Source organism: Nocardioides dilutus (assembly GCF_054779555.1).
In genome coordinates this window covers 460,486-471,774 of record NZ_BAAGYA010000001.1, presented here as the reverse complement: position 1 = coordinate 471,774, position 11,289 = coordinate 460,486, and the positions used below count along the sequence as shown (strand labels likewise).

14 protein-coding genes are annotated in these 11,289 nt (G+C 71.2%); 7 read left to right on the top strand and 7 right to left on the bottom strand.

Going from position 1 to position 11,289, the window contains the following annotated elements; all coding sequences use genetic code 11:
* Positions 1–22: 22 nt before the first annotated feature.
* The gene (locus ACYVC6_RS02230; protein WP_460713293.1) at positions 23–505 is read left to right on the top strand and encodes a cell division protein CrgA; all 483 of its coding nucleotides are present in this window, start codon (positions 23–25) and stop codon (positions 503–505) included.
* Positions 506–648: 143 nt separating this feature from the next.
* On the top strand, positions 649–1,392 hold the full coding sequence (locus tag ACYVC6_RS02225; protein WP_460710522.1) for a hypothetical protein: 744 nt from the start codon (positions 649–651) through the stop codon (positions 1,390–1,392).
* Positions 1,393–1,439: 47 nt separating this feature from the next.
* On the opposite strand, the gene ACYVC6_RS02220 is transcribed toward ACYVC6_RS02225, so the two are convergent.
* The 3 genes from ACYVC6_RS02220 to ACYVC6_RS02210 form a co-directional block, all read right to left on the bottom strand.
* Complete coding sequence (locus ACYVC6_RS02220) at positions 1,440–1,889, bottom strand: iron chaperone (RefSeq protein WP_460710520.1); 450 nt, start codon at positions 1,887–1,889, stop codon at positions 1,440–1,442.
* A 407-nt stretch (positions 1,890–2,296) separates the two neighbouring features.
* Entirely contained in the window at positions 2,297–3,238 is a 942-nt protein-coding gene (locus ACYVC6_RS02215) for a rhomboid family intramembrane serine protease (protein WP_460710518.1), read from the bottom strand.
* A gap of 22 nt (positions 3,239–3,260) precedes the next feature.
* Positions 3,261–3,770 (bottom strand): peptidylprolyl isomerase, encoded by a 510-nt coding sequence (locus tag ACYVC6_RS02210; protein ID WP_460710516.1) that lies wholly within the window; start codon positions 3,768–3,770, stop codon positions 3,261–3,263.
* A 217-nt stretch (positions 3,771–3,987) separates the two neighbouring features.
* Between ACYVC6_RS02210 and ACYVC6_RS02205 the strand changes: the two genes are divergently transcribed.
* A complete protein-coding gene (locus ACYVC6_RS02205) occupies positions 3,988–4,626 on the top strand; it encodes a hypothetical protein (RefSeq protein ID WP_460710514.1) in 639 nt (212 codons plus the stop codon).
* A 178-nt stretch (positions 4,627–4,804) separates the two neighbouring features.
* On the opposite strand, the gene ACYVC6_RS02200 is transcribed toward ACYVC6_RS02205, so the two are convergent.
* From ACYVC6_RS02200 to ACYVC6_RS02185, 4 genes are read right to left on the bottom strand one after another with little or no spacing between them, the layout of a single operon-like run.
* On the bottom strand, positions 4,805–5,845 hold the full coding sequence (locus ACYVC6_RS02200; RefSeq protein ID WP_460710512.1) for a 1-acyl-sn-glycerol-3-phosphate acyltransferase: 1,041 nt from the start codon (positions 5,843–5,845) through the stop codon (positions 4,805–4,807).
* The gene (locus tag ACYVC6_RS02195; protein ID WP_460710510.1) at positions 5,842–6,666 is read right to left on the bottom strand and encodes a patatin-like phospholipase family protein; all 825 of its coding nucleotides are present in this window, start codon (positions 6,664–6,666) and stop codon (positions 5,842–5,844) included. The genes ACYVC6_RS02200 and ACYVC6_RS02195 overlap by 4 nt, the downstream gene beginning before the upstream one ends.
* The gene (locus ACYVC6_RS02190; RefSeq protein ID WP_460710508.1) at positions 6,663–7,025 is read right to left on the bottom strand and encodes a DUF3817 domain-containing protein; all 363 of its coding nucleotides are present in this window, start codon (positions 7,023–7,025) and stop codon (positions 6,663–6,665) included. Before ACYVC6_RS02190 ends, ACYVC6_RS02195 begins: the two co-directional genes overlap by 4 nt.
* 7 nt (positions 7,026–7,032) lie before the next feature.
* On the bottom strand, positions 7,033–7,791 hold the full coding sequence (locus ACYVC6_RS02185; RefSeq protein WP_460710506.1) for an SURF1 family protein: 759 nt from the start codon (positions 7,789–7,791) through the stop codon (positions 7,033–7,035).
* 76 nt (positions 7,792–7,867) lie between these two features.
* On the opposite strand from ACYVC6_RS02185, the gene ACYVC6_RS02180 reads away from it, so the two are divergent.
* The 4 genes from ACYVC6_RS02180 (at position 7,868) to ACYVC6_RS02165 (ending at position 11,274) form a co-directional block, all read left to right on the top strand.
* The gene (locus tag ACYVC6_RS02180) at positions 7,868–8,590 is read left to right on the top strand and encodes a FadR/GntR family transcriptional regulator (RefSeq protein WP_460710504.1); all 723 of its coding nucleotides are present in this window, start codon (positions 7,868–7,870) and stop codon (positions 8,588–8,590) included.
* Positions 8,587–9,327 (top strand): sterol desaturase family protein, encoded by a 741-nt coding sequence (locus tag ACYVC6_RS02175; RefSeq protein WP_460710502.1) that lies wholly within the window; start codon positions 8,587–8,589, stop codon positions 9,325–9,327. Before ACYVC6_RS02180 ends, ACYVC6_RS02175 begins: the two co-directional genes overlap by 4 nt.
* 107 nt (positions 9,328–9,434) lie before the next feature.
* Positions 9,435–9,953 (top strand): RNA polymerase sigma factor, encoded by a 519-nt coding sequence (locus ACYVC6_RS02170; RefSeq protein WP_460710500.1) that lies wholly within the window; start codon positions 9,435–9,437, stop codon positions 9,951–9,953.
* Positions 9,946–11,274, top strand: a complete 1,329-nt coding sequence (locus tag ACYVC6_RS02165; protein WP_460710498.1) for a hypothetical protein — start codon at positions 9,946–9,948, stop codon at positions 11,272–11,274. The genes ACYVC6_RS02170 and ACYVC6_RS02165 overlap by 8 nt, the downstream gene beginning before the upstream one ends.
* Positions 11,275–11,289: the final 15 nt, after the last annotated feature.

Genomic DNA, 11,289 nt, shown 5'->3' with positions numbered 1-11,289 from the left:
TAAGGTAGCCCGCGTGTCGAGGATGAAGCCCCGCCTGGGGCTGGGCCGCAAGTCGGAGATGGACCGTCTGGGCGAGCCGCCGCGGGAGCCGGTGCTGACCGCGCGGACGGTGGTCGCGCTGCTCCTCATGGTGCTCGGGATCGCCTGGATCGCCTACTACTACGTGGCCGTCCGCGTCGACCCGACGGTGCTGCCCCCGGAGAAGGCGGGTGGGCCCGGCTTCATGGCCGACCTGGGCGGGTGGAACTACGTCATCGGGTTCGTCGCGTTCTTCCTCGGCCTGATGATCTCCGCGCACCCCTCGACGCCCCTCGGCCGCGGCCGCGGCGTGGTGGTCGGCATGCTCGGCTGCTTCCTCATCGGCCTCATCTGGATCTGCACCTACTACGTCATCAGCGACGACGTGAGCAGGCTGCCGATCTTCGACGACCTGGCCAACTACAACCTGGTCGTCGGCATCGGCTTCATGGCCGTCGGGTTCACGTTCGCCACTCGCTGGGAGTGACGTAGGAGCTTTCCTGCGTCGCTCTACCGGCGGCAGACCGGCGGGCGTAGCCGCCCACAGCGCGGCAGGTACAACGGCCCTGGCCCGGTGCGTGCCGCTGGGGGACCCTTGAGGTGTTCGATGCCTCGCGAAGGGAAGCGGACATGACCACCACCCGCCAGGTCGTCGCTGTGCTCGCCGCTGTGACGTTGGGGATCGCCATCGCGGGGTGTGGCGACGACGACACAGGCACCGGCGGCACCACCGAGCCGTCAGTCACCACCACCGAGCCCACCGACACCAGCACCGAGCCCACCGACACCACCGAGCCCACCGAGCCCACAGAGCTCGAGCAACCCGCACTGTGGCCGGCCGCCGACGTGGTCTTCGACGACCCCGTGGCCGCCGCCCAGGACTTCCTCGACAACGTGCTCGAGGCCGGCACGGCCGGCGAGTTCCGCCAGGGCGATGCCCGCAGCGGTGAGGTCGACGCCCTGTTCTCCGGCGAGTCCGGCGACCGGTCGATCGTGCGTTCCACCCTCCTGCTGCGCCAGCTCGGCTCGGCCAGCGGCTGGTTCGTGATCGCCGCGGTCAACCCCAACGCCGCAATCACGGTCCCCGAGTCCCTCGCCGAGGTGCCGGCAGGACCCCTGACGGTCGAGGGCATCGGCCGCGGCTTCGAGGCCCACCTCACCGTGAGCGCCCAGGTGTCTGGCACCACAGGTGAGCCCCTCGACGTCCAGATCGCCCAGGGCGGCTCGGAGGCCACCCCGCTGCCGTTCACCACGACCCTCGACCTGAGCGGCGCGGCTCCCGGCGACGTCGTGACGATCATGGTGCGCGGCGGCACCGGCATCGAGACCGACCCCGGCGAGTTCGGCGCCATCCCCGTCGTCATCGCCGACTGACAGAGCGGCAGATCCGCCGAGGCCAGAGGTGTTGGCCGCTCCGGGGCCTAGCCCGCGGCGTTCTCGACCAGCTCGCGGATCAGCTTCTCCTCGGCCGGGCCGATCTCGACCACGGCGTACGACGTCACCCACATCGCGCCGTCGTCGAGCTGGGCGGCCTCCTCGAACCCGAGAGTGGCGTAGCGGGTCTTGAACTTCGAGGCCGGTTTGAAGAAGACGACGACCTTGCCGTCGCGGGCGTAGGACGGGAAGCCGTACCAGGTCTTCGGGTCCAGCTGCGGGGCGACGTCGAGCACGATCCGGTGGATGGCCTCGGCCAGCCCGCGGTCGGGCTGCGGGAGCGCCGTGATCGCCTCGACGCACGCCTCGGCCTCGTCGGCCTTCTTCGCGCCGCCCTTCTTCTCTGCACGCAGCTCGGCGGCGCGCTGCTTCATGGCGGCCAGCTCGTCCTCGGAGAAGCCGGAATCGGATGTCTTGGTGGTGGTCTTGGTAGTCATGACCTCACGCTAGAACCGACTGGCGGGCGCAGGCTTCTCGATTCCTGACCGCTTCCCGATAGGGGCCGTCCACTTCGTGTCCACAGGCCAGGCTGGATAGGTGCTGTCCACAGGTCTGTCATGCGTGTCCGTGGAGTGTCGGTGCCCGTGGGTGGGATGAGGACGGTCGGTTCCCCGACGGTTCATCAAGGGATGCTGACGAACCTGCCGTTCCCATGCCGAGTTCACCCCGGGGAGCGCGGGTTGAGCGACATCCCTTGATGAAACTGCGGCGACCTCAACTCGGCATGAGCGTGCGTTGCAGAGCCGTTGAGCGGCGCGGCATCGACCCGACGCTCTCCGTGGGATGAGCGGGACTGCCCATCCACACCTGTGCACAACCCTGTGGATGAACTACACCGGTGTAACTAGCCGGCCAGCATGAGGGTCCGGACCACGATCGCGACCAGCACGACCGTGGCGATCGCGGCCAGGCCGGCGACCTGGACGCGAGCCCGCTGGGGGCCGCGCGGGGCGTAGATCAGGACGCCGGCGCAGGCCAGACCGCCGAGGAAGCCGCCGACGTGGCCCTGCCACGAGATGTTGTTGACGAACACGAAGGTGATGAAGAAGTTGATGCCGATCCAGGTCAGGACGCCGCGGACGTCACCCCCGACCTTGAAGGCCAGCACCAGCAACGCCCCCATCAGGCCGAAGATCGCGCCGGAGGCCCCGTGGGTGCCGCCGAACTGCGGCCCGGCCGCCAGCACCAGCGCCGAGCCCGCCAAGCCCGAGATGAAGTAGAGGGCCAGGAAGCGCGCGCGGCCGACGGCCAGCTCGAGCTGAGGCCCGAGCACCCACAGCGCCATCATGTTGAACGCGATGTGCCACACCGCGACGTGGGTGAACATCGAGGTGACGACCTGCCAGTAGGCGCCGTCGGACACGCCGGGGATCAGCTGACCACCGAACTCACACTTCAGCCCTGGTGACGCCTCGTAGACACCGCCGGAGACCTCGCACAGCCCCTTGGGCCGCAACGCGAGCAGGTCGAAGACCCGGCCGTTGAACCCACCGGTGGCCAGGATGCCGATCCACACCGACACGTTGAGGACGATGAGCCCGATCGAGGTCGCCGAGGCGTCGGTCGGGCGGAGGCCGCCGTACGCCGTGCGCCCGCTGCGCGTCTCCTTGGCCCCGGCCTTGACGCAGTCGACGCACTGGAAGCCGACCGCCGCGTCGCGCATGCAGTCGGGGCAGATCGGCCGTTCGCACCGCTGGCAGCGGATGTAGGTCTCCCGGTCGGGGTGCCGGTAGCAGGTCGGCACCCCCGACCCGGGGCCCGACGGGGTCGGGATGGGCTGGGACACGGTCGCCCCTCGGCGGCGGTGCTCAGCCCTCGACGATCTCGACCGACGAGAACGTCACGGGCTCGAGGGGGCGGTCGCCCGGACCGGTCGGCAACGCCGCGATCGCGTCGACCACGTCGCGGCCGGCCTGGTCGGCCACCTCGCCGAAGATCGTGTGCTTGAAGTTGAGCCACGGCGTCTGGCCGACGGTGATGAAGAACTGCGACCCGTTGGTGCCGGGCCCGGCGTTGGCCATCGCCAGCAGGTAGGGCTTGTCGAAGACCAGCTCGGGGTGGGGCTCGTCCTTGAAGGTGTAGCCGGGACCGCCGGTCCCGGTGCCGAGGGGGCAGCCGCCCTGGATCATGAAGCCTGCGATGACCCGGTGGAAGCCCAGACCGTCGTAGAACGGCCCGCTGCGGCCGTTGCCCGCGTCGTAGGACTTCTCGCCCGTGGCGAGGCCGGTGAAGTTGGCCACCGTCTCCGGGGCGTGGTCGGGGAACAGGTTGACGGTGATGTCGCCCTTGTTGGTCTTGAGGATGGCCTGCTGCGCCATGTGGGGCCCCTTTAGCGTGGAGGAGTCTGGGTTCAGGGAGCGGGGCGATGGGTACCGCCCTCGCACACGGACGCTCGTCGCGCCCGGACGATCCTCGCACGGTCCGCAAGGACCGCCCTGGTGGGTGGCTTCGGTGACGTGGTGAGATGGACGAATCGGATCCGCACCCCCCGATCCGCAGCCCGACGTGGCCCAGAAGTGGAAGGAACTTCATCTCATGGTTCTCCGCAAGAAGAAGACCCTGCTCGACCAGGCCCAGGACTACGTCGAGGCGGTGCGCCCGCACGTCGAGTCGGCGGTCGCCACCACCCGCGACGCCGTGGAGGAGTTCGTCGAGAACACCGCCCGCCCCGCGCTCGCGGACGCCAAGGAGAAGGCCGGTCCCGCCGTCAAGGAGGCCAAGGCCAAGGCCGGTCCCAAGATCAAGGAGGCCCGCGCCAAGGCGGCGCCCGTCGTGGCCGATGTCGCCGCGCGCGCCAGCGAGGCTGCCGCCCACGCCAAGGAGTCCGCCGACGCCAAGGTCGCCACGCTGCGGGGCGAGGAGCCGGAGAAGAAGGGCGGCAAGCTCAAGAAGTTCGTCCTTTTCGCCGCCGTCGCCAGCGCGGTCGGGTTCGTCGCCAAGAAGCTCCAGGGCGGCAAGGAGACCGACAACTGGCAGTCGTCCTACGTGCCCAAGCCTGCCCCGGCGCCCACGCCCGCGCCCGTGAAGGACGCCGGCGGCTCGGCCCCGGACGAGGCGATCGCGGACGCGGCGGAGGAGCCCCACCAGGTGACCACGCCGGAGGACCCGGCCGACGTCGTCGACGTCGCCGACGCGGATGCAACTCCCCCCAAGAAGGCCGCCAAGAAGTCCTAGCCGTGCGGACCGAGCTTGCGAGGGCCGCGCCAGGCTAGGAGGTTGAGGAGCGTCGACTCACTCCGCGAGCTTGCGAGCGGGGTGAGTGACGCGTCTCGAAACCACGGAAGCCGGGGCTGGAAGGTGATCCGCGCGGAGCTGAGTCCCAGCCGCGCCTCACCTGGTCTCGTGACGGTCGCTAGCGCGACCTCCTCGACCACCGCCGCTTCGCGGGCTCGCTGCGCTCGCCCTGCTCGCTGATCCAGACGTCGATCCGCTCCCACCAGCCGAACAGCCACTCGATCCGGTCGTCGCGGTCCTCGGGGATCTCCGAGCGCGCGACCTTCCACCAGCGCATGACGATGCGCTTGTCCATCGGCAGCTCCCGCCAGATGTCACCGACGGTGAGCACGTGGTCCAGGCCGGTGTGCGCGACCAGCACCACGTCGGCCTCCGGCGCGGCGTCCAAGGCGGCGAGGAACCCGCCCGGACGGGGCGCCAGCACGTTGGTCATCGCCTCGGCCCGCTCGGCCATCCGGTCGAGTCCCAGCTTGCGCAACCGCTCGATGCCGCGGGTGCGCCGTCCCTCGGTGAAGTTGCCGCCCTCGGGGAAGATCACGAACGCGTCGTTCTCGTCGAGCCCGGTGGCCAGCTCGGCGATCTGCTCCTCCAGTCCCACACCCCCGGCCGGGGTGATGAAGCGGGCCGGGATGCGGTGCAACAGGATGTCGATGGCCGGGTCCCAGGCCAGGGTGTTCTTGAGGACCACCCTGGGCTCGCGCCCATACCAGTGCATCAGTGCGTGGATGAGGACGAACGAGTCGCCGGGCCCGGCGTGGCGGCAGCACACCAGGATCGGCAGTCCCGGATGGGCGTCGGGGCTGGGGCCGTCTGTGACGATCTCGAGGTTGAGGACCCGCTTGGCCTCCCGGAAGAACACCCACATGACGCCCTCGACCAGGTCGTAGTGGATGCCCTGCCAGTACGCCGAGCGCACGGTCCGCCCGAAGCCGGTGGCGAACCAGAACCCGCACAGCACGACCAGCAGCAGCGCCTCCATCACGGCGTACATGACGAAGATCCACAGCAGCCGCAGCGCCCGCCAGCGACCGGGGAGCAGTGGTGAGAGCGCGGCCGCGGCCAGCAGCCACAGCGGCAGGAACACGAACAGCATCCCGACCAGCCCGACCAGGGCCGGCGCCAGGACCAGCCGCCGCAGCAGGCTGGCGCGGCTGGTCACAGGTGCTCCTCCAGGTAGGCCCGGGAGGCGTCGTACGTCGCGTCGATCCGGTCCTGGACGCTGCTGAAGTCGCGGGTCCCGAGCCAGGTGTCGTCGCGGCTCGAGGTCCCCCGGGCCGGGAGGATGTGGCACTCCACCGACTCGGGCAGCTCGGCGAGCTCGCGCTGGAACCGGTGCCGGCGGGCGATCTCGAAGGAGACGCGGGCGACCTCCCACGGTCGCTTGGGCACGGTGAGCGGCCGGTCGATCCGGCCAACCTGCAGGACGAAGACCCGGTCGGCGCCGCGGGCGACGGCTCGTCCGAGCGGGATCGAGTTGACGATGCCGCCGTCGAGGAAGTGCTCGTCGCCGACCTTGGCCGGCGGCAGCAGGCCGGGGACGGCCGCGCTCGCCACCACGGCGTCGACCACCCGTCCGGTCGTGAACCAGTGCTCGGCGGCCCGCTCGATGCTGGCCGCGCACACCTCGAGCGTGACCGGCAGCTCCTCGAAGGTGACGTCGCCCAGCTCGTCCTCGAGTCGCTGGCGCAGCGGCTTGGCGGAGTAGATGTGGGTGCCCGAGGAGACCGCCCGGCGCACGGTCCGCAACGGCTTGTCGCCGTAGACCTCCTTGCCGGCCTCGCCGGCCATCGACCACAGCTCGATCAGCCGGTCCACCACGCCCAGGTCGGGCTGGCGGGCCACCAGCGCGCCGTTGAGCGCCCCCACACTGGTGCCCAGCACCAGGTCCGGGACGACGTCGCGCTCGAGCAGCGCGCGCAGCATGCCGACCTCCACGGCGCCGAGCACCCCGCCACCGCCGAGGACGAAGGCCGTCTTCACCTCAGTCGTTGGTCGACCGTGTCGTGGGCCAGGTCGTCCGCGTGCGCGGCGACCACCCGCTGCGTCACCACGCGCTCCACGAAGAAGATGAGCAGCGGGATCAGCCCGGCGGCCAGCACGAGGAGCGTGAACTGGACCGTCCAGTCCTCCCGGCGCGACAGCAGGAACGCGACCACGACGTAGACCATGAAGATCCAGCCGTGCGCCACCCACATGATGCTGGCGTCCTCACCGAACCGCTGGAGGTCCGTGCCCTCGGCCGGGAGGTACTTCAGGGGCAGCGCCACCAAGGAGCAGAAGGCCAGCAGCACCCCCACGACGTAGGCGAGGACCCGGTAGCTGACGAAGAGGCGGTTCACCTGGACATCACGCGGTCACGGTATCGGGGGCTGGGTCAGCAGAGTCATCGGCAGCCACGTCCTGCGGCACGTACGTCGCGTCCCGGACCCAGCGCCACCAGATGAACAGCGCGAAGGCGCCGAAGAACCACCACTCGACGGCGTAGAGCAGGTTGCGCAGCGCGGTGAAGCGGCCCACTTCCGGCAGCTGGGCCAGGTCGGCGGCGGGCAGTCCGGCGATGCCGTCACGAGCGACGGCGTAGGCCCCGTAGAGGTCCTGGTCGACGAGCTGCACCAGGTCGGCGGTGCGCAGCTGCGGGAGCACGTCGTCGGAGGGGTCCTCGTCGATGGCCGTTCCCCCCTCGGAGGGCTGGAGCCAGCCGACGAGCTCCGCGTCGCCGACGGGCGTCGACGGTGCGGCGTCCGGGGCGGCGACCCAGCCGAGCACGACCGGGACGGCCGCGCCGTCGGCCAGCCCGAGCGGGGTCACCATCCAGTAGCCGTCCGTGCCGGCCCGCTCCCGGCCGGACACGAACACCGTGCCGTCGGCCAGCCAGGTGCCGCTGACGGTCACCGGCTGCCCGACCCGGTCGCCCGGGAAGGGGTCGTCCGGGCCGAGGACGTCGGCGATCGGCACCGGATCGGACTGGGTCAGGTCCCGCGCCTCGGCCTCCCGGCGTTCCTGCCACGCCTCGAGCTGCCAGTAGCCCAAGGTCGCCGCGGCGGCCACCAGCACCACCGCGAGCAGGTGTCCCCACCACAGACGCGGGGCGAGGGCTGGCGGCACGCCTCCCAGCCTACGGCCGAATCTGACTGGTAAGACCACTTGACCTCAGACCATTGGCCGTCTTACGGTAAGGGGCATGGCTCTGCAACCAGTCGTACGCCGCTCGGTGCCGGACGAGGTCTTCGACCAGGTCCTGGCCGAGGTCGTGGACGGGGAGATCCCCGTCGGCGACCCGCTGCCCAGTGAGCGCCGGCTCGCCGAGGTACTGGGGGTGTCCCGGCCCGCCGTACGCGAGGCGCTGCAGCGGATGGCCCAGACCGGGCTCGTCCAGGTCCGCCACGGCGGCGCGACGACCGTGCGCGACTACAAGCGGCACGCCGGGCTCGACCTGCTCGCCCGGCTGCTCGTCCGCCACGGCGAGCTGGACCCCGCCGTCGCCCGGAGCATCCTCGAGGCCCGGCTCGCCGTCGGGCCCAGCGTGGCCGCGCTGGCCGCCACCCGCGGTGGCCCGGCGCTGGCAGCCCTGCTCACCGAGACGACCGACCGGCTCGCGGCCACCGACGACGACGTGCAGCGGCAGGTGCACGCCCTCGAATACTGGGACCAGGTGGTCGACGCGGCCGACTCCATCGTGTTCCGCCTGATGTTCAACAGCCTCCGCGCGGCCTACGAGCCGGCCCTCGAGGCGCTCGCCCCCGTGATGGCCGAGGAGGTCGGCCAGACCGAGGCCTACCGGCTGCTGACCGCGGCCATCGGCGCCGGTGACCCCGAGGTCGCGCGCGCGGCCGCCGACCGGGTGCTGCGCCCGGCCACCCAACACCTCATCGACGCACTCGCCGCCCTGGAGGACAAGTCATGACCAAGGCCCTGCGCCAGATTTCGGGGGCAGAGATCGAGCAGCTCGCCGCGCAGCGGCTCGCCGCCGACGAGTCCCCCGCCGCGCGCCGCCGCAGCCTGACCCTCGGCCAGGCGTGGGCGGAGTTCGTGCGCCACCCGAGCCCGTGGATGATCGGCGCCTTCCTGCTCGCCGCGGTCACCGCCCGCGTCGCTGTGCCGATCTCAGGGCAGGGTGGCGGTGCGTGGTGGGAGCTGCTGATCCCGGTCGGGCTCATCGCCCTCTTCCCGGTCATCGAGTGGGTCATCCACGTCGTGATCCTGCACTGGCGCCCGCGTTCCCTGGGCCCGGTCACCATCGACTCGCTGCTGGCCCGCGACCACCGCGCCCACCACGCCGACCCGCGTGACCTGCCGCTGGTCTTCATCCCGTGGCGGGCTCTGGTCTGGCTGCTGCCGGCGTACGTCGTCGTCGCGCTCCTCGCCATGCCCACGACGTCCAGCGCCCTGACCCTCCTGGTGTCGGTCTATGCGACCAAGGCCGGCTACGAGTGGACCCACTACCTCGTGCACAGCGACTACCGGCCGAAGTCGGCGTGGTACCGCTCGGTGTGGCGCAACCACCGGCTGCACCACTACAAGAACGAGCACTACTGGTTCACCGTCACCAGCGCCGGCACGGCCGACCGGCTGTTCGGCACCTACCCGGACCCGGCCACCGTCGAGAAGTCGCCCACCGCCAGGAGCCTGCACGCCGGCTGAACCTGCCGCCCTTCCGCCCACTCGCACATTTCGGCGACGATGCGGGAACCAAGACCGCCCGTCGCGCCTCGTCCTGTCGAGAGCACGGCGGCGGAACGAGGTGAGGCATGGGCGGGACGCTGGACATCGACGCGCTGTACACCGCGTCCTACCGGCGACTGGTCGTCCAGCTCTACGCGCTGTGCGGTGACCTGGCCGATGCGGAGGACGCGGTCCAGGAAGCCTTCGTCACCGCGATCCGCAAGCAGCGGGCGGTTGCCGCGGTCGACAACCCCGAGGCGTGGCTGCGCACCGTCGCAGTCAACCGGATCCGTGGCGGGTGGCGGCATGCGCTGGTCGTCCGCCGCTACGAGGTGAAGGTGCCAGGACCGCAGGCCGACGTGGAGGTGGGTCCCGAGCACGTCGCCATCGTCCGTGCGCTGGCCGACCTCGACGACCAGCAGCGCCACGTGGTCGTGCTCCACCACCTCGCCGACCTCGGCGTCGGCCAGATCGCTGCCGAGCTCGGCATTCCCGAGGGCACCGTCAAGTCCCGGCTGTCCCGCGCCCGCGAGCGCCTGGCCGGACTCCTCGACGACCGCGTGGACGAGCCCCGTCTCGACCGGGAGGAGCCCCGTCATGCGTGACCTCGACACGCTGCGCTCGCTGGGCGACCGGATGCAGCCGCCGGCGCTGGCCCTCCTGGAGGAGACGGCGCGCCGCCGCGACCGGCGCGCCGCGGTCACCACCGTCGGCACCGGGCTCGCCGCCGCCCTCCTGGTAGCGGGGGGCGCGGTGGCCCTGGGCACCGCGGACCGGGACCGGTCGCTCCCCGACCCGGTCACGCCGGTCTCGCCGTCGCCCACCCCCCAGGTCACGCCCGCTCCGTCGCCGGACGATGCCCCCAGCCACGCGTCCGAGACCGCGATGCGGCCGCGCGAGGTGGTGCACGCCGACAACGCGCAGCTCCGGTTCTCCGGGGTGTCCGCCGACGACCCGAACTTCATGCTCTCGGTGTGGACGGCGGAGTGCACCTGGTGCCCGGCCGACCCTGAGGGCAGGCGTCCGTGGTTCAACGCCATGGCCGTCACCACGGACGGCTGGAGGACGGCGACCTACCGGCGGCCGCCGATGGGCGCCGCCCGCCCGTTCTACGTGCACAGCCCGGCCCCGGGGGTGCTGCTGGTCGTGGATGACTCCAACGGTGGCGAGTGGCTGATCCGGGAGGACGGTTCGTCGGTCCGGCTCACTCGGGTCGTCTCCGACGTGGACGTCGCGGAGCCGCGACGCTGGTTCGTGTGCCTGTCCGGGGAGGAGCAGAGCACCTGGTGCGCCGTCGACGTCGACGACGAGATCGTGTACGAGCGACGAGGTGCGTGGAGCGGCACCGCGACGAGCACCTTGTCCGCGGTCAACCCGGCGACCGGGACGGAGCCCTGGGGTCGCGAAGTGATCGCCTCGCGTGCGGATCCGCTCCTGGCGTGGTGGTACGACGACGGCCAGCGCAGGTCGAGGACCCTGGTCGACGGCCATCCCACCGAGCTGAGAGCCGGTGCGGTCCTGGGCGCCGACGAGGGCGATCTCCTCTACTGGGCGCACGGGCGAGGGGACGGCTTCATGCGGTTCTTCGTCGGCGACGACCTCGGAGCGAGGTGGCGGACCATCGAGCAGCGGTACCCCGCTGACTCGACCTCGGAGATGGTGATCGACGTGCTGGCCACCCCGGAGGGAACCATCCTCATGCGGTCCATCGCCGAGGTCCCCGCGGGTGCCCGCACCCGGATCTGGCGGCTCGACTCCCTCGAGGAGGGTGAGTGGACCCTCGTCCACGACACGGGCGGCATCTCCTGGACGATCGATACCGGTTTCATGGGACCCCTGAGCGTGGTCGGAGACCGACTGGTCATGGGGACCTTGTCCTCCGACGACGACGGACGGTCCTGGACCGGGGTCGACCGCTGGCGGTGACGCCGCTCCACACCT

Bases quoted from the DNA above. Each gene is read 5' to 3' on its own strand.
- ACYVC6_RS02210 (WP_460710516.1), bottom strand. From the start codon at position 3,770: ATGGCGCAGCAGGCCATCCTCAAGACCAACAAGGGCGACATCACCGTC.
- ACYVC6_RS02170 (WP_460710500.1), top strand. From the start codon at position 9,435: ATGGGCGGGACGCTGGACATCGACGCGCTGTACACCGCGTCCTACCGG.
- ACYVC6_RS02205 (WP_460710514.1), top strand. From the start codon at position 3,988: ATGGTTCTCCGCAAGAAGAAGACCCTGCTCGACCAGGCCCAGGACTAC.
- ACYVC6_RS02230 (WP_460713293.1), top strand. From the start codon at position 23: ATGAAGCCCCGCCTGGGGCTGGGCCGCAAGTCGGAGATGGACCGTCTG.
- ACYVC6_RS02175 (WP_460710502.1), top strand. From the start codon at position 8,587: ATGACCAAGGCCCTGCGCCAGATTTCGGGGGCAGAGATCGAGCAGCTC.
- ACYVC6_RS02180 (WP_460710504.1), top strand. From the start codon at position 7,868: ATGGCTCTGCAACCAGTCGTACGCCGCTCGGTGCCGGACGAGGTCTTC.
- ACYVC6_RS02225 (WP_460710522.1), top strand. From the start codon at position 649: ATGACCACCACCCGCCAGGTCGTCGCTGTGCTCGCCGCTGTGACGTTG.
- ACYVC6_RS02165 (WP_460710498.1), top strand. From the start codon at position 9,946: ATGCGTGACCTCGACACGCTGCGCTCGCTGGGCGACCGGATGCAGCCG.
- ACYVC6_RS02220 (WP_460710520.1), bottom strand. From the start codon at position 1,889: ATGACTACCAAGACCACCACCAAGACATCCGATTCCGGCTTCTCCGAG.